We start from the raw sequence: 16,202 nt of genomic DNA on the forward strand, positions 1-16,202 counted from the left end.
TTGAGCGTCGCGAGCGGAGCCTTGATCATCGCGTCGAAAGTCAATCAGCTTTCGGACGAGATCAGCGACCGGACCCGATCAGCATCGTCCTGCCGCACCGGGCAGTAGACGACCATGGAAAGATCAGACCGCCCGTCCACTGCGAAGGACGAATATTCGAACTCGATCGAACCAAGCAGGGGATGTCGTATGCGCTTCAGGCCAACGCCAAAGCCGTTGACCTCGTTGTCATTCCATATCCGTGTAAAATCAGAACTCAGGTGCGAAAGTTCATCGACCAGTGCTTCCGCCTCTCCGCTCATTCCAGCGCGGACTGTGTCGGCACGGAACGCGCCGACGACAAAACGCGCCACGCTCTCCCAGTCATATTGAGCGGCACGCGCATTTGGATTGCAGAAAAGCTGCTTCAAAACATTGCGTTCGCTCGGCGCCAATGCGCCATAATCCGTCATAAGCAGTGTAACGGCCCGGTTCCAGGCGACTATGTCCCAGATCGCGGTACGGATCATCGCTGCGTTCGGCTCCAGTGCGTCAAGCACGCGCTGCAACCTGGGTGTCACGCTTTCGACGGATTTGGTTCTGAACTCCGGCTTGATGCCGCGTCCAAGCAGAAATAGGTGCTCGCGCTCGACCTCCGTCAACATGAGGGCTCGCGCGATACGGTCGAGGACGTCGGCTGACGGCGCGCCCCCGCGCCCCTGCTCGAGCCATGTATACCAGGTTGGGCTGATATTGGCGCGTTGCGCGACTTCTTCTCGGCGCAAGCCGGGAGTGCGGCGGCGTCCGGCCAGAAACCCGAGGGTGGTGGGGTCGAGCTTGGCTCGACGGTCCCTCAGATAGGCCCCCAACCGCTTCTCACTGAATACAGACCTGTCCATCCTATTAGCTCTTATACCGGGATAATCTCACTACTTTAACAGGATACAATAACCATGCAGATATGTCCCGACGCAACAGACAGGGACTATGCCAATGCGGGTATTTGTAACCGGCGCGACCGGATTCATCGGATCGGCCATCGTCAGGGAGCTGATCTCGGCAGGACATCGGGTTGCAGGCCTTGTCCGCTCCGACGACAAGGCTGCCGCGCTTGAAGCAATCGGCGCTGAGGCGGAACTGGGATCGCTCGAAGACCACGATGGATTGCGAGAAGCCGCTGCCAGATCGGATGCCGTCATCCACACTGCGTTCAATCACGACTTCTCGAAGTTCGTGGAGAATTGCGAGAACGATCGCCGGGTAATCGAGACCCTGTCGTCGGCTGTAGCTGGTTCGGTCCGACCGCTCATCGTCACCTCCGGCGTCGCCGTCGGCGGCGCTCAGCCCGGCAGACCGCTGACGGAGGAAGACCGGCCACTCATGTCGTCGATTTCTCCACGCGCCGCATCGGAAGAAGCTGCTTACGACGCGGTTGCCAAAGGTGTGAACGTGAGCGTGGTCCGTCTACCCCAGGTGCATGACACTGTGCGACACGGTCTTGTTACCTACGCGATTGCCACAGCGCGCGAAAAGGGAGTGGCCGCCTATGTTGGCGACGGGACTCAGCGCTGGCCGGCTGCGCATGTTCATGATGTGGCCCGTCTTTACAGGCTGGCGCTCGAACAGTGCAAGTCCGGTGCAGTCTGGCATGCGGTGGCGGAGGAAGGTTTGCGACTGCGTGAGATCGCGGAAGCAATCGGACGGCGGTTTGAACTGCCTGTTGCCTCCATTGGGCCGGCGGAAGCCGAAGCGTATTTCGGATGGCTCGCGGCATTCGCATCACATGATGCACCAGCCGTAAGCCAAAGAACGCAGAGAGAACTCGGATGGCATCCTGCCGGACCGGGGCTGATCGCGGACATCGAGGCCTCGCGGTAATCCAATCTCTGTTCATCGGCCAGCTTCACCGCGCTGCCTCCGCGGCGGAGGCCACTTGCGCTCATCCCTGAGCCAACCGAGCAGGGACGCGGTGGGGTAGGTCTTGCCATGCTCGATGTGCGACAGCGTGGCAGCGGCTGATGCCGCTGCGCTGGGCGAGCGCGTCCAGCGTCCAGCCCTGACTCAGTTCGGCCGCGCCGGCACCGCCTGGCTGTAGCCCTTGGTGACGTTCTTGCACCAAACGGGGCCGTACTGGCTTTCATGAGTCGGGCAGGCAAAGCGGAAGCCCCACACGAAATCGGTCTGCACCGCCACTTGCCGCGGCGCTTCCCGCTGGCCCTGATCGCCGAAGAACGCGTTCACAGAAAACCAGGCCGGGTTCGGCGTGCCATTCACGCTCTGCGCCAACCCCGCATCGCTCATCGTGCGGTCGAAGATTGAATAGGCGGGCAGACCCTCGGCAGTGATCGCAGCGCGAGCGTGGCAGGTCATGCAGGAGGAGGTGTTGACGAAGCCCGCCTCGGTCACCGAATTGCCGAGCCGGGTCTCCACCCCGGTCGCCGAGACGAAGTCGGATTGGGTGCCCTTCAGCCGGTAGGACCGCCAGGCGGTATCGCCTTGCGAGGGCCGGCTGGGATCGCTGGTGCCGCCTCCGGCGATGGCGAAGGACGCCAGCAGATCGACCAGCCCCTGGCTCATGCGGCCTGCCTCCTTGTAGCGCGCGGCCAGGGCGAATGCTTCCACATCGGTCTGCGCCACGGCCTCGGCGTGGTGCGGCGGGATGTAATTGCGCGCCGGCGGGGCCAGCCCGGCCTGGGCGGGCAGTTCGGCGGCCAGGTAGCCGAAACTGTCGTTGCAGCCCAGGAAGTCACAGCGCCCCTGGTTGTCGACATGCTCGAACGTTGCCCAGGTCCAGTTCGGCACGTCCTTACTGGAGATATGGAAGGACAGCAGCAGATAGCGCTTCTTTGCCGGTTTCGGATCGGTGGGTGTCGCGCGCGGCAGCAGGTCCATCGTGATGAAGGGATGCACGGTGTCGTTCGGGTCGATCCCCAGTCTAGGAGCCTGGTCGGCAGCCAGCCAGTTCACCTTCACCATCACCGCGCGAATCGGGAAGTCGATGGCGATCAGCGCGGGCGCCGCGGGATGTGCGGCGGAGGGATCGGGAGGGGCGGGCCAGCGTGGCGCATAGGCGGCGCGGGCTGCCACCGCGTTGCGAAACACCCGCGCCAAGCCCTCGGTGAAATACAGCTCGTTGTCGAAGACGTAATTGACCATCGGCTCGTTGCGGTAGATCAACTCGTCCTGAAGCGCGCCGATCACCGGGGCCTTCAGGCTGTCGGGCACGTCCTTCCACGGCGTGTCGGCGCGGCCCGTGGCTTCGGTCAGGCTCATCTGGTGCGCGGTGACCGGCTGGCGCACCTGGTCGTCGGGCACACCCGGCGTGGGGCCCGGATAGACGGGGCAGTGCAGGGGGGCCGCGTCATTGCTGATCTCCACGCCGGCGCAGCATTGGCCAGGGGCCTCGCCGGGGCGGCAGCGCGGCCAGGGATCGCTCGGCCAGGTCTGGCGGTCGGTCGACCAGTCCTCCCAGAAATGCTGGGAGACGGCCTGGGCAAACAGCAACCAGGCGAAACTGTCCGGGCAGCTCTGTGCCGGGTTGGTCACGTCGCCGCCGAAGCTCGCATGCCCGTCGCGCATGCGTAGATGGCATTCGGGCGAGTCGCGCACCATGGCGAAGGGTTCGGTCGCGTAGTCGAGCTGGTTGGGCAGTTTCGGCGTCTGCGCTTGTGCTTGGGTCAGGATGGGCAAGAGCAGGCCTGCGCACAGAATCAGCCACCCCGACCGCCGCATCCCCGACACCCCATTTCTCGCGTGGCAACGTTTTGAGCTTATCCGCCGGAACGACGGAGGGCCAGAGCCCCGCCCGAACGGGCGATGCAATCCTCGGCTCCCGAGCGCGTATCACGCCAGCTTCATCCGCCTGAGCGATGATAAGGTGCTGCCTCCTGAGGGAGATGGCGTTACGCAAGTGGGTCATCGCCCTGGAGCCGCAGCAAACGCCCGGCGCCCGGTTTCCCCGACGCCGGCCGAAGTGCTTCAAGCTATCTCTACCTCGAGGATCGCGCCCGCCATCAGGCCATGACGCCAATTTTCAGGTCCCTGAAGGCACGAGATACATCAGAACTTCCAGCCAACCCTCCGGATCAGATCGAGCAGATTAATGTACTCGATGCGATAAATTTCGCAGACATCCGGTATCTTAGGTTTGCCAGTGCTGCCACGACCTTCTTCTGTGACAACTACGCCGCCCAAAATTCGGGCCATTGCGATGACAAAGGGATCTGCAGCGAAGGAGCGCTTTCGCTCCATCACGAGCCGCGGGTGCTCCGCAAGTACTGCCGAGACGTCCGCCAGCACCAATTCATCAGTTGGCACGAAAAAGCCGTCGCACGGCTTGAGAAAGTCGAGAAGCTCGGTGGATCGCTTTTCCAGTTCGACCTTGACCTCACTCGGGGCAATCATCTCGCCAGCCTGGATCGAGGCAGTCAAGCGATCCCAGAGTGGCGGCAGAACATCAATCGGATAGCGCTCGACCCACGCGGCGACCAGCGCAGAGGTATCCCAGACAAAGCGAGGTCGGGGAGATGCGCTCATGCTGCCTTGAACGCTTGCTGCTCAATGTAGGGAATATGCTTTGCCTGCACACCGAGGAAAGCGGCAGCGTCGTTTAGGCTGATACGTCTGTCTCGGTAGCCAGAGAGGACGTGGCGGGCATAGCTCTTTCCATAGCGACCGATCATCTGCTTGTGGTGAGGTGGGCCACCAGAAGTGCCGGACGGCTCGTCAAACGCTTGGTACTCTTCTTCGAATGCCGCCCTCTTGTGCGCATAGGAGCGTCCACTCGCCCGACCAAGTGTCATGAAGCGAATGAGGGCCGCCTCCCGGCTCGCTCCAAGCTGCTCGGCGGCACGAGCAAGCTCTGTAGAGCCCCAGTCGGAACTGGGGCCCTTGCCCTCCGCGACCGCAACAACGGCATCGACGGGCATCATAACTGCGGCAGCAACGGCATTGCACCATCGCTCGACCCGCCGAACGGCAACCGGCATCATGGGCTGGGGAGCAACGACGTTCTCGACAACGCCCTCGCCGAGCAGAAGGTGAGCAAATTCATGCAATAAGGTGAAGGTTCGTCCGTTGGTTTTGTCCTTTCCGTTGACAGCGACAACTGGGAGCGCCGTGGCCGGGACAGCGAAGCCGCGCACGTCGCGCACCGCAGGGCCATGAGACCCGCCCATGACAAAAACAAGAACATCTTGCGCTTCAATCGCGGCTCGCCACCCATCAAATACGGCACTTTTCCGAGCCCATTGCGCGATTTCGGTCGGACTGACTCTCAAAAATTGGCGAACGGAAACAGCAACTGTTTCCGGATCATCGTCGATCGTAGCAGAGAGCTTAAAAGGCTGGACCTCACCTCCGACTTCTTCGATGATTTCCAACGCTATGCTCCGGCGCTCCTGTGCGAGACGAATCTCGTAAGCGACCCGAGCTGGCATCGGAGAGAGCCCCCCGGTCGTAGGATCAATTCGGCGGAAATCTTTTAGCGCTTGGAATTCGCGTGGCGGCTCGGGCAGCAGCATGACGGCGAGCGGCCGATGGTATTTTTCAGCCAGCTTGCGAAGTTGTGGCAGGGACGGTGCGCCTTCGCCGTGCTCCCACTCCTCGAGCCGTTCAACCGGAACATTCGCCGCCTTCGCTGCCGCCTCCATCGTTACGCACGCACTCCGCCGTGCCCATGCGAGCACTGCGGGACGTACGGGAACGGGAACCTTGGTCGGCATTCGAGACACCGCGAAATAACCAGCCACACTCTAGAGCATAAAAATGGCCAGACGATAAATGCAGATTCGAGCGTCCTGGTGAAGGCATCTGGACGATCGGAACGACCATACCGGCAGCAGCCTTGGCCGCCTTGAAGGCACGCGCTAGGTCGGCTTGCTGCAGCATCAGGCAGCGTGGCTCGATGGCGGGGCCAGGGGTGTCCTTGTCGCGGCCATAGGGGCACCCTTCTTCGCCGCTCAGAATCTCGCCTCTCAGCATAGTGCGCCTGACGATAGCGCGGAGCCTTCGCGGGGCGCCTCGTAGCTCAGTCGGGAAACGGAAGGGGGCATCTGCCGCAGCAAAGCTGCTGCCTCGCGCGCCCCCTCGGCGCCAATCCTCACGATAGGCGCCTGGATGGACCGGCATTTGGCCGGCGGCAAGGCAGGATCGATGGCCTCTTAGCTGCTGCGTGTCACGCCTGCGGCGGCGGGTGGCTCGAGGCGCGGCGCCGGCCGAGCCGCATGAGGAGCATGGCTAAGCCAAGCATCAGCCATGCGACGAGCGGGTCCCAGAAGGGGACGAGGAGCACCGGAAGCACATGGAGCGGCGGGTTCGCCAGTTCCACCGGCTGCGCCAGCGTCACGCCGTCCACCTTCACCGCCGAAGGCCAGAGCACGCGAGGTTCCTGAGTTCCCGTCCATGAGAAGGGGCGCGGCGCCGCGGCCGGGGCGCCGTCGGGATGGAACAGCTCGATCTCCTTCGTGCGGGTGGAGGCGACGGCTATCGCTCCGTCGGTCGTCATCCCGAGCGCTCCTGAGGCGCCGCCGGTGTGTGCAAACCAGCCGGCGCGGAAATTGCCGTCCATATCGTAGCGCTGGACTCGGCCGAAGGCGCCGGTGAGCGCGACCATGCTGTGGTCCGGCCCTGCAATGGTGGTCGTGAAGAAGAAGGCCGGAAGCTCCACATGATCGAGCAGGCTGCCCAGATTGGGCAGGAGAAAGCCCCCGAAGAATCCGAGCGCGCCGAGGACCGTCAGCACGGCGGCGACGCCATGGCCCGCCCGCATGAGGCGCAGCGCGTCACGCCAGAAGACGAACATTAGGACAAGGGGGAAGAGGACCCAGAGCAGCACGGTGTTATTTTCCCTCACCGGCCCTCTCCGGGCAAGCGCCAGCTTCACTTTCCTCCGTTCTGCCCCAGCGCCAGTTGGAGCGGCAACGCGATGGCGGTGCCGAACCAGTAGGCGACAATGTTCCATGGATTGAAGATGCGCCCCGGGAGCAGCGCGCCCGGGAGGGTGTGCGGAAGGCGTCGAGGGCGAGTGCGTGGTCGAGAGCGTAGGCGCTGTCGGCGGCGAGGCGCGCAGGCCACAGGCCGAAGCGATCCTGGGTGCGCTCGATCATGGTGTGCACGGCTCCGACTTCCGCCTGCCGGATCGCGCGGCAGGCCTCCACATCGACGATGACGGCATGGTCGAGGTCGATCAGATAGTTGGTCGCATAGGCGAAGAAGGCATGGCCTTTCAAGGCGCTGGTCCATTGCGCCGCCGGATCCGACCTGGAGACGAACTTCGGCTTCACCTCGCTGGCTGCGCCCCAGGCGGCCTCTTCGAGCGTGTCGAGATATTCCCGGACCGAACGGCGGCTCTCGGCGAGCCCCTCCCAGTCCACCTGTTCCGAGGCGGCGGCGGACCGCTGCTTGTTGGCATCGGCCTTGATCAGGCTGGCATCGACGGCAAAACCCTCGCCGCCGACCAGCCCCTCTTCGATGCAACACCGCACCGTGGTTTCGAACAGCTCCCGCAGCAGGTCACTGTCGCGGAAGCGTCCGTGGCGGTTCTTGGAGAAGGTGGAGTGGTCCGGCACGGCGCCTTCGAGGCCGAGCCGGCAGAACCACCGATAGGCAAGGTTGAGATGGACCTCTTCGCACAGCCGCCGCTCCGAACGGATGCCAAAGCAATAGCCGATCAGGAGCATCCGGATCATCAGCTCGGGATCGATCGAGGGGCGGCCAGTCTCGCTGTAGAAGGGCTTGAGGTGTACTCGAATGGCGGAGAGGTCGACGAACCTGTCGATAGCCCGAACGAGGTGGCCGGCAGGCACGTGGCGTTCGAGGTTGAACCCGTAGAACAGCGCCTCCTGCATCACCATCCGCTCGCCCATCATCGGTCTGTCCTCCCCCTACAAGGAGAACTGAATCAGGACTTCATCCCCGCGGCAACACCGACTCTTTCAACGGAATCGGCCCGAGGCAGGCAGCCCCCGCCCCAAGAGCGTGAGGCCGAAGCCGGCCCAGACCGCTGAGAGCAGGCCAAAGCCCGCGTCAATGGCTAGTACGGCTTGACTGACGTCATGCTGCCCGGACTCGCGACGGAGATGCAGAAGATCTTGCCCCTTAGCGTTCCTCGGACGCCATAGGTGCATTGCCGGGGAATTGCCGTTGCAACCGGTTACAAGAGGCGATGCGGAAGAAGTTGGCGTTGCCCTAATTGCGCGCGAGGTCGGCCTGCGGAGCGAGGTGTTTGTTTTTACTTCACTCGAACCAATCGCCGGGGACCGAGCCATCAGCAAAGCGCTGCTGAACCGACCAGTTGCGAAAAGCGATCTGTTCGTTCGGGCGCAGATAAAGGACAGTGAATCCCTCGCTGCTGCCCGTCTCGACGGCAACAAAACGTCCCTTGCCGAGATGGGCGACTAAAGAGTTCATTGCTAGCAAGAACGGCGTGAGATCGGGACGCTTCTCGTCGCTAATCTCGAAGGTGACCGACCGTCCGTCGCTCAGCGTTACCGACCCCACAAGGAGGCCCGGCTTGGCGGCCTCGGTAACTGACTGAACCAGAAAATCACCGCAGGCAAGCGCCTCTAGCTCACGAACGTGCTGCGGCACGTATTCCCCCGGTTGATGCTCATCAACGCTGCAGATGGTGTAGACATTCTCGAATACAGACTGGGAGTGCGCGTCAATCATATCGGCCAATGCGCGGTCGGACATTGGCTGATTTTTCGACAATAGGCCGGACATATCATTGAGTTCAATCAGCGCGCCGCTATAATCGGCCAGTTCAATCATTGTCAGAAGGTCCAAGGAGTTGTGAGACACCGCCGCCTTCTTCTCGGCGTAGAATCGAGCGATATCGTCCCCTTCGCACCACTGCCTGTGTTCTCGTATCACCCGTGTCACGATAAGATCACGGTCCAGTGTGGATTTGATCCGCAAACCGGCGCTCTCTAACCGACCGAGCACCTCACGAACAAGCTGCCAATTCGCATTGTTCGCCAACAATGCACCAGCCTTTCGCTTCCACTCGTCCATCTGGGTTTCGACGTGCTGGGGACGAGGAAATAGCTTTGCCCAAGCCCATGAGAACAGCGTCTTCATCGTTGAACTCCCCCGGTCGGTGACAGATATCGCACCGAGCATGGCACGCGCAGAACCTTATTTCATGTCGAATCACCCCCGCTTTTCTCAACGGCGCGATTTTGCCGCCGCCGCAGCAGCAGGGCAAACCGACCGAAGCATTTCGGATGTAGCTATTGTAACCCATCGCTGGATGGCCACCACCACCTCGATATCTGGTTAAATCTATTGCCATGGCACGAAATAGAACGTTCGTCCCTAAAATGCAGGCATTGACATGACCGAGATCACGATGCCGCCGGTCGCCCTAGCCTTGTTGCAACCGGTTGCTGCGACGAAGAACGTCGAGCACTCCGCGACGCTGCCAACGGGTGATTTGCAGGTTCGTGCAGCTTTTGAGGTAATCCGATGTCTGCTCCTGCCGCTGCCAGGCCTTTGTCACGCCCTGGTGGATTGCACGGTCGGAGTGACGGCGATGGGCGGCAACGGTAGTCTCGCGGCATGACGACCCAATACGGTGCGCTCGCACAGCATCTCCAAACCCAGACCGACAGCCTGGTAACGCTCGATTTCGCGGAGACCGAGACTATCCTCGGTTTCTCGCTCCCGCGCAGCGCCCGGACGTATGGCGCTTGGTGGTCAAATACGCGGAGTCATGCGGTTTGGGTGCCCGTTGGCTGGGCTAGCGAGGCGGTGGATGTGGGCGCTCCAGAGCCACCAGCAGTGCGAATATCAACATTTCACTATACCTTTATGGGCGCCAGCTTGCTGGGCGTCCCGCAGAGGATGCCGCTGTCGACATGTCGGACAATCTGGTCCTGAATGATCTGGACGAGCTGGCGGGTTGCCTTGGTCACCGGACGATGCAGGGCCGTTGCCAGCACGAGGGTCGCGCGCAGATCACCGGCCGCGAAGGGGCGTGCCACCAAACGCTTCTCCTTGACCTCGCGGTGAACCGCGCCGAACGGCAGGATGGTTTGAGCCGCGCCCATCTCCACGAGCTGCTTCAAAGCCGGAACGGAATCGATCTCAACGGCCAGCTCGACCTTGATGCCCGCATTGTGAAACATAGCGTCCACGACCCGGCGCAAGCCATGGCCGGTGCCTGGAAGCACCAAGCGGTCGAGACGGACTTCCTCCAGGCTGGCAACGGACGCCGCGCAAGCATCGCCGGGACTGTCGATGAGGTACAGCTCCTCCTGCAGCAGGGGGATAACATTCATGCTGTGGGAGCGGCGTGAATCGTAAAGAATCCCGAGGTCGATCGCGCCCGACTCGACCCATTCGAACAAAGTCCCGCTAAACGCCTCCACCACGTGGAGATGCACCGCCGAGCATTCGGCGCGGAAGGTTTCCGCAAGTGGCGCGACGATGGTGCTGCCGATGGAGGGCGGGATGCCGAGGCGCACCAGGCCGCTCGGCGTGTTGGCTTGGTCGATGATCTCCCGCTGCACCTGATCGAACTGCTGAAGCATGGGGCTGAGGGCGGAGTGAAGCTTCGCCCCCACCTCGGTCAGCGCGATGCCGCGGCCATGCCGGTAGAACAGCGCGCTCTTGAGCTCCTGCTCGAGATTCTGGATCTGCCGGCTGAGCGTTGGTTGCGCTATGCCCAGCTTGATGGCCGCGCGGGAGAAGCTGCCGGTTTCTGCGACCGCAGCAAAATATCGAAGCTCCCGAAGATCCATAGCCTGACGCGCAACCTTACGACCGCTCCGAAGCCCCCGCGGATCTTTATAATGAATTTTCACGCCTGTGGTAGGGCTCGTGCCTTCAGAGCAGCATGAGTTCCGGCGACTGGAGGAACTCCTTGAGCCGCACTAGGAAAGTCACGGATTCGCGGCCGTCGATGAGGCGGTGATCATAGCTTAGGGACACGTACATCATCGGCCGCACGGCGACCGCGCCTGCGACTGCCACCGGGCGATCCTCCACCCGGTGCACCCCGAGCACCCCGGATTGGGGCGCGGCGAGGATGGGGACGGACAGGAGCCCTCCGAACGGGCCGGCGTCGGCGATGGAGAAGGTGCCGCCCTGCAGCTCCGCCACCGAGAGGGTTCCGGCCTCCGCGCGCGCCCGGAGAGTGGTCAGCGCGACCGCGATGTCGCCGAGGTCAAGCTCGCCAGCCCGGCGCAGCACCGGGGACACCAGCCCGGCCGCCGTCTCGATGGGGACGGCGATGTGCATGTCGAGATTGTGCAAGATCTCATCGCCGTCGATCCGCCCATTCAGCTGAGGCACCTCGGCGAGCGCGTGGATGCAGCCGCGGACGATGAACGCCATCCGGTCGAGCTCTACCCCGCGGCGAGCGCGGAACGCTGCGCCATGGGCGGCGATGAGCGTGTCCACCTGGGACAAGTCCACATCATTGAACGTGGTGATCATCGCCGCGACGGTCTGCGCGTCCTTCAGCCTCTGGGCGCGGGCGGACCGCAGGGCGCCGAAGGGCACGCGCCTGGCACCGCCCCCGGCGTCCTCCGTCCGTGAGGCCGGGACTGCCGGCGGCGCCGGCCGCGGCGTTGCCGCAGTCGAGCGGAGCGACGCAATGGTAACGAGGGTCTCCGGCCCGCCCCTCGGTGCGGGCTCAGGCTCCGCCTTGTGGGCTGGCCTGTGAGGCGGTGGCGCGGGGGCCTGCGCGACCAGCTTCATGACTGCCAGGCCGGGAGCAGCGGCGGCGTCCGCAACACACGCGGACGCCGCCGAGGGAATGCGCTGCACGTCGCCCGCACGGGTCGCGCGCAGCGTGGCGAGGAGCGCGCCAGGGCGCACGCTTTCACCCTGCGCGGCATGCAGGACGGCGATCTCTCCATCGGCAGGTGCCGCGACCTCGATCGTGACCTTCTCCGTCTCAAGCTCTGCGATCACCTCGTCGCGACGCACCGCGTCGCCGGGCTGACGCAGCCATCTGGCTATGGTGGCCTCGGCAACGGACTCCCCGAGACTGGGCACGCGGATGTCGACAGGCATGGGGCCTCACTTGTCAGGCGGGGGACGGCGTCCCTGCGTGCGCCGTCCCGGTGCCGGCGATGCCGTGGAGATTCAGTCGGTCGATCTCGCGCGCGTTGAGGCCGAGCAGCCCCGCGAGCACCTCGGCGGTGTGCTCGCCAAGCCGTGGCGCGCGCGGCGCGGCGCCCCGCCTGGCGCCGGGAATGCGCGCGGCCGCCCCTGGCGTCGGATAGCGTCCGCCGCCGGGATGGGTCACCTCCTCGAACAAGCCGTCCGCAGACGAGAAGCCCGGATCCTCCGCCATGGCGACGGCCAGGCTGCGGTAAGGCCCGAACAGCACGCCGACCGCCTCGAACCGCGCGGACAGCTCGGAGAAGGTCAGCGCCCGGACGGCCGGCTCCACCAGCGCGCAGAGCCGCGCGTGCCATCGGTAGCGGGCGCCCTCGTCCGCGGCGAAGGAGACACCGGCCTCCTGCTCCAGCGCCGCCACCGGCGCGCCGAGCCGCAGCGCCGCCACCAGCGCGGTCCACTGGCGCGATGTGAGGGCCACCGCCATCACCCTGCGGCCGTCGGCGGTCTCGAAATCGCGCCCGAAGGCGCCGTAGAGCACGTTGCCCGTGCGCTCGCGGTCATGGCCCGAAAGAGCCACCTCCGCCACCTGCCCCAGGTGCCCCAGGGTCGCCATGGCCATCTCGCCCAGGGGGGCGCGGATTTCCATGCCCGCGCCGGTGAGGAACCTTTGCCGCTCGGCCGAGACCAGGGCGAAGGCGGCATAGGCGCCCGTCAAGAGGTCCCAGGCGGGCAGCACGTGGTTGACCGGACCTGCGTCCACCGGACCGGTCTGGTCGGGCACCCCCACGGCGCAGTTCACGGTGTAGTCCACCGCAGCGCGCCCGTCGGCCCACCCCATCACGCGCACGGTGACGAGATCCGCCCGGCGTCGGCTCAGGGCGGCATGGGAGAAGAAGCCATCCGCCGGCTGGTTGGTGACGAAGAGGCCGCCCTCCGCACCCGGCGCGGCCACGAGCTCCTGCGCGAGCTCGCGCCCTTCCGGCGTCTTCAGATTGAGGGCGACCGACTTCTTGCCCTTGTTCAGCCCTTCCCAGTAGAGGCTCGCGCCATTGGGGGCGAGGGGCCAGCGATGGGCGTCGAGCCCGCCTTCCAGCGGATCGATGCGGATCACCTCGGCGCCCATCTGGAGCAGATGCAGCCCGCAGGACGGGCCGGCCACGAACGAAGCCGCCTCCACCACGCGCATGCCTTTGAGAATTCCGTACATGTCAGTTCCTCCGGTTCCGCGCTGGCGCGCGCGCTCCCTCACCCAGGAATGGCCTGGAACGGAATGGCGGCCGGGGTCGGACGGGCGATGGGGGGCCTGCCGCGCCTCAGCTCTCAAAGGCGCGGGCAACCAGCTCCTGCTGGTCGCGCAGATGGTGATCGTGGAAGCTTCCAGCCGGCGAGGGCGAGGCCGGGCGCGCGACAAGGCGGGCGCGGGCCAGGCCGCATCCGGCGAGAACCGGCTCCAGCGCCTGGTCCACAAAGGTCCAGGCGCCCATGTTGGCGGGCTCTTCCTGAACCCACAGGACCGTGCAGCCCGGCCAGCCGGCCAGCTGCTCGCGCAGCGCGTCGGCGGGGAATGGGTAGAGCTGCTCCAGCCGCAGCACCGCCACGTCGTCGGCACCAAGACGGGAGCGCTCCGCCTCCAGCTCGTACGCAAGCTTGCCGGTCGAGATGAGCACCCGGCGCGCCGGGCCCTGCGGCTTCGACGCCAGCACCGGGCGGAAGGCCTCGCCCGGCGCGAAGGCCGAAAGGGGCGAGATGGCGTCCGGCAGGCGCAGCAGGGTCTTGGGGCTCGTGACGAACAGCGGCTTGCGCTGCCGGCCGAGCATCTGCCGGCGCAACAGGTGAAAGTAGTTGGCGGGGGTGGAGGGATTGGCGACGCGGATATTGTCCTTGGCGCACATCTGCAGCAGCCGTTCCACCCGGGCGGAGGAGTGCTCCGGGCCCTGCCCCTCCAGCCCGTGGGGCAGCAGCACGACGAGACCGGATGGCTGCATCCATTTCTCCTCGCCGCTGGTGATGAACTGATCCACCACCACCTGGGCGCAATTGGCGAAGTCTCCGAACTGCGCTTCCCAGATCACCAGCGCGTCGGGCCGCTCCAGGCTGTAGCCGTACTCGAACCCGAGCACGCCATGTTCGGCGAGCGGGCTGTTCACCGCATCGAAGCGGCCGACGGAGCCGCCGAGCAACTGCAGGGCATTCGCGATGCGTCCATCGATCATGTCCGCCACGGTGAAGTGGCGGTGGGAGAACGCGCCGCGCACCACGTCCTGGCCGACCAGGCGCACGTCTGTCCCCTCCTTGAGGAGCGTCGCGAAGGCGAGGCTCTCGGCCACCGCCCAGTTGGCGCCCTTCTCGGCCGCCTCCAGCCGCTGATTGAGGACGCGCTGCATCTTGGGGTCGATGGTGAAGCCCTTCGGCGCGGTGCCGAGCTGCGCAAGGAGCGCCTTCAGGTCGGCTTCCGCGATGCCGGTGACGGGCTCCGCCGCGGAGGCATCCGGGCGGTAGGGGGACCACCGGTCCTCGGGAAAGGCGCTGCGGTTGATGCGATGGTCGGCCGATGCCGCATAGGCGTCCTGCAGCTCCTGCCAATAGGCCTCCCGCAGGGTCTCGGCACGGGCGGGCTCGGCCACGCCCTCGGCCGCCAGCCGCGCGCCGTAGAGAGCGGCGACCGGCGGCAGCACATCGATGCGGCGATAGAGAACCGGCTGGGTGAACCGCGGCTCGTCGATCTCATTGTGCCCGTTGCGGCGGTAGCAGACGAGATCGATCACCGCGTCCCGGCCGGTGGCGCGCCGGAAGTCCACGGCAATGTCCGCAGCGGCCAGGGCCGCGTCCGGATCGTTGCCGTTGACGTGGAGGATGGCGCTGTCCACCGCCTTCCATAGACCGGTGCAATGCCGGGAGGTGCGCGCCTCCGACGGGTTGGTGGTGAAGCCGATCTGATTGTTGATGACCACGTGGATGGTGCCGCGGGTGGTGAAGGCGTCCAGCCCGCCCAGCTGAATGATCTCCGAGACGCTGCCCTGCCCGATCACGCTCGCATCGGTGTGGAGGATGATGGCGAGCGTGTTCGCCGGATCCTGCCCCGCCCGCTCGGCGAGGTCCTGCCGCGCCCGCGTCCGGCCGAGCGCTACGGGATTCACCGCCTCGAGGTGTGACGGGTTGGGGCACAAAGTGACGCCCACCTCCCGCCCGGCCGCCAAGAGCGTGGCGGCGAAACCGAGATGATAGGGCACGTCGGCGGCGCACGGCGCATCGATGGGAAACGGATGCCCCCCCTTGAACTTGTGCAGCAGCTCCGCCGCCGGCTCGCGCAGGACGTTGGCCATCAGGTTGAGCCGGCCGCGGTGCATGGTGCCGATCACCACGTCGCGGATGCCGCCGGCCGCCGCCCGCTCGATGATGCGGGCAAGCAAGGGCACCACGGTTTCGGCGCCTTCGGCACCGAACCGCTTCTTGGTCGGCGTCTTCACCGAGAGGAAGCGCTCAAAGATCTCCGCCCGCACCAGAAGGTCGAGGGCCGCGCGTCGCGCATCGGGGGCCGGCAGGGCCGGACGTTGCTCGAAGCGATCCACCAGCGCGCGCCGCACCATGGCATCGTCGATATGGCCCGTCTCCAGCGCCAGGCCGCCGAGATAGAGGTCGGACAGTTGGTCGAGCCCGCCAGCATCGGAGCCGGCGAGATGGGCGGTCAGCGCGGCGGCAAGGGTCGGGCCGGAGAGCGGTTCGGCGGAGGCTTCGTCCGCCAGCGGGTCGAGGCGGGCGAGGAGATGGCCCCGCGCGCGCAACGCCTCGACAAGGGCAACGCCCACATCGCGCCGCGCGGACCCGGTCGCCGCGGGCGACGGAGAGGCGGCCGCATCCAGATCGTCGAGCAGGCGGAAGACGGCCTGCCAGCTCTCATCCACGGACTGAGGTTGCGCCCGATAGCGAGCCTGCAAGCTCTCGAAATATGTGGGGGCGGCGGCTGCAAGGGGGGAAGTGTACCGACGCATGGAGAAATTTTTCCGATGCCGCGTGTGTGTAGCAGATAGATCTGGGCGGAAGCGATGTGCCCGGCGGTTCTCTCGGAGATAACTTGCCATCGCCGGGGAGAACACCTCCATCCGCCCCTCTATCAGCTATTCAATGCTGCTATGGGCAGGCGTGAGGTC

13 protein-coding genes and 1 pseudogene are annotated in these 16,202 nt (G+C 65.1%); 3 read left to right on the plus strand and 11 right to left on the minus strand.

Going from position 1 to position 16,202, the window contains the following annotated elements; all coding sequences use genetic code 11:
- Positions 1–44: 44 nt before the first annotated feature.
- Positions 45–878 carry a helix-turn-helix transcriptional regulator gene (locus V5F59_RS16540; RefSeq protein WP_393976303.1) on the minus strand — a complete coding sequence of 278 codons (834 nt, stop codon included), beginning with the start codon at positions 876–878 and terminating at the stop codon, positions 45–47.
- A gap of 94 nt (positions 879–972) precedes the next feature.
- Between V5F59_RS16540 and V5F59_RS16545 the strand changes: the two genes are divergently transcribed.
- Positions 973–1,857: an SDR family oxidoreductase gene (locus tag V5F59_RS16545; protein WP_393976304.1), complete on the plus strand. Its 885-nt coding sequence runs from the start codon at positions 973–975 to the stop codon at positions 1,855–1,857.
- Between the two features lie 183 nt (positions 1,858–2,040).
- On the opposite strand, the gene V5F59_RS16550 is transcribed toward V5F59_RS16545, so the two are convergent.
- The 6 genes and pseudogenes from V5F59_RS16550 to V5F59_RS16575 form a co-directional block, all read right to left on the minus strand.
- Positions 2,041–3,669, minus strand: coding sequence for a hypothetical protein (locus tag V5F59_RS16550; RefSeq protein WP_393976305.1), 1,629 nt, complete (start codon positions 3,667–3,669; stop codon positions 2,041–2,043).
- Between the two features lie 369 nt (positions 3,670–4,038).
- A complete protein-coding gene (locus V5F59_RS16555) occupies positions 4,039–4,515 on the minus strand; it encodes a DUF4411 family protein (protein WP_393976306.1) in 477 nt (158 codons plus the stop codon).
- Positions 4,512–5,630 carry an ImmA/IrrE family metallo-endopeptidase gene (locus V5F59_RS16560; RefSeq protein ID WP_509211107.1) on the minus strand — a complete coding sequence of 373 codons (1,119 nt, stop codon included), beginning with the start codon at positions 5,628–5,630 and terminating at the stop codon, positions 4,512–4,514. The genes V5F59_RS16555 and V5F59_RS16560 overlap by 4 nt, the downstream gene beginning before the upstream one ends.
- A gap of 524 nt (positions 5,631–6,154) precedes the next feature.
- Positions 6,155–6,832: a hypothetical protein gene (locus V5F59_RS16565; RefSeq protein ID WP_393976308.1), complete on the minus strand. Its 678-nt coding sequence runs from the start codon at positions 6,830–6,832 to the stop codon at positions 6,155–6,157.
- A gap of 166 nt (positions 6,833–6,998) precedes the next feature.
- A pseudogene (locus V5F59_RS16570) lies at positions 6,999–7,847 on the minus strand (transposase); the annotation flags it as partial.
- 367 nt (positions 7,848–8,214) lie between these two features.
- Positions 8,215–9,060, minus strand: a complete 846-nt coding sequence (locus V5F59_RS16575) for a hypothetical protein (RefSeq protein WP_393976309.1) — start codon at positions 9,058–9,060, stop codon at positions 8,215–8,217.
- A 256-nt stretch (positions 9,061–9,316) separates the two neighbouring features.
- Between V5F59_RS16575 and V5F59_RS16580 the strand changes: the two genes are divergently transcribed.
- Entirely contained in the window at positions 9,317–9,544 is a 228-nt protein-coding gene (locus tag V5F59_RS16580; protein ID WP_393976310.1) for a hypothetical protein, read from the plus strand.
- On the plus strand, positions 9,541–9,861 hold the full coding sequence (locus tag V5F59_RS16585; protein WP_445329483.1) for a DUF7662 domain-containing protein: 321 nt from the start codon (positions 9,541–9,543) through the stop codon (positions 9,859–9,861). Before V5F59_RS16580 ends, V5F59_RS16585 begins: the two co-directional genes overlap by 4 nt.
- Here the strand turns inward: V5F59_RS16585 and V5F59_RS16590 are convergent.
- The 4 genes from V5F59_RS16590 to V5F59_RS16605 form a co-directional block, all read right to left on the minus strand.
- The gene (locus V5F59_RS16590) at positions 9,783–10,724 is read right to left on the minus strand and encodes a LysR family transcriptional regulator (RefSeq protein ID WP_393976311.1); all 942 of its coding nucleotides are present in this window, start codon (positions 10,722–10,724) and stop codon (positions 9,783–9,785) included. The two genes, V5F59_RS16585 and V5F59_RS16590, sit on opposite strands and share 79 nt — an antisense overlap.
- 85 nt (positions 10,725–10,809) lie before the next feature.
- Complete coding sequence (locus tag V5F59_RS16595) at positions 10,810–12,003, minus strand: 2-oxo acid dehydrogenase subunit E2 (protein WP_393976312.1); 1,194 nt, start codon at positions 12,001–12,003, stop codon at positions 10,810–10,812.
- A 13-nt stretch (positions 12,004–12,016) separates the two neighbouring features.
- On the minus strand, positions 12,017–13,261 hold the full coding sequence (locus V5F59_RS16600) for a CoA transferase (protein WP_393976313.1): 1,245 nt from the start codon (positions 13,259–13,261) through the stop codon (positions 12,017–12,019).
- A 106-nt stretch (positions 13,262–13,367) separates the two neighbouring features.
- Positions 13,368–16,154 (minus strand): 2-oxoglutarate dehydrogenase E1 component, encoded by a 2,787-nt coding sequence (locus V5F59_RS16605; RefSeq protein WP_393976314.1) that lies wholly within the window; start codon positions 16,152–16,154, stop codon positions 13,368–13,370.
- Positions 16,155–16,202: the final 48 nt, after the last annotated feature.

The sequence above is a fragment of the Xanthobacter nonsaccharivorans genome, from assembly GCF_043194755.2.
In the GTDB taxonomy this organism is placed as follows: domain Bacteria; phylum Pseudomonadota; class Alphaproteobacteria; order Rhizobiales; family Xanthobacteraceae; genus Xanthobacter; species Xanthobacter autotrophicus_G.